The organism is Klebsiella sp. 141240, assembly GCF_050600805.1.
Lineage (GTDB): Bacteria > Pseudomonadota > Gammaproteobacteria > Enterobacterales > Enterobacteriaceae > Klebsiella > Klebsiella aerogenes.
This window is the reverse complement of the sequence record NZ_JAQIRK010000062.1, coordinates 1-581: the sequence shown is the minus strand read 5'-3', so window position 1 is coordinate 581 and position 581 is coordinate 1. Positions and strand designations below refer to the sequence as shown.

Genomic DNA, 581 nt, shown 5'->3' with positions numbered 1-581 from the left:
TCAGTGGGACGAAATGATCCGGACCGCTGGCTCCCTGAAGCTGGGCAAAGTACAGGTTTCAGTGCTGGTCCGTTCATTGCTGAAAAGTGAACGTCCTTCCGGACTGACTCAGGCAATCATTGAAGTGGGGCGCATCAACAAAACGCTGTATCTGCTTAATTATATTGATGATGAAGATTACCGCCGGCGCATTCTGACCCAGCTTAATCGGGGAGAAAGTCGCCATGCCGTTGCCAGAGCCATCTGTCACGGTCAAAAAGGTGAGATAAGAAAACGATATACCGACGGTCAGGAAGATCAACTGGGCACACTGGGGCTGGTCACTAACGCCGTCGTGTTATGGAACACTATTTATATGCAGGCAGCCCTGGATCATCTCCGGGCGCAGGGTGAAACACTGAATGATGAAGATATCGCACGCCTCTCCCCGCTTTGCCACGGACATATCAATATGCTCGGCCATTATTCCTTCACGCTGGCAGAACTGGTGACCAAAGGACATCTGAGACCATTAAAAGAGGCGTCAGAGGCAGAAAACGTTGCTTAACGTGAGTTTTCGTTCCACTGAGCGTCAGACCCCT

Annotated in this window: 1 protein-coding gene; it reads left to right on the top strand. The window is 50.9% G+C overall.

Going from position 1 to position 581, the window contains the following annotated elements:
- Positions 1-547: Tn3 family transposase (locus tag PGQ95_RS26320; RefSeq protein WP_139156205.1), on the top strand; the 547-nt coding region annotated here is incomplete at its 5' end.
- Positions 548-581 lie beyond the last annotated feature (34 nt).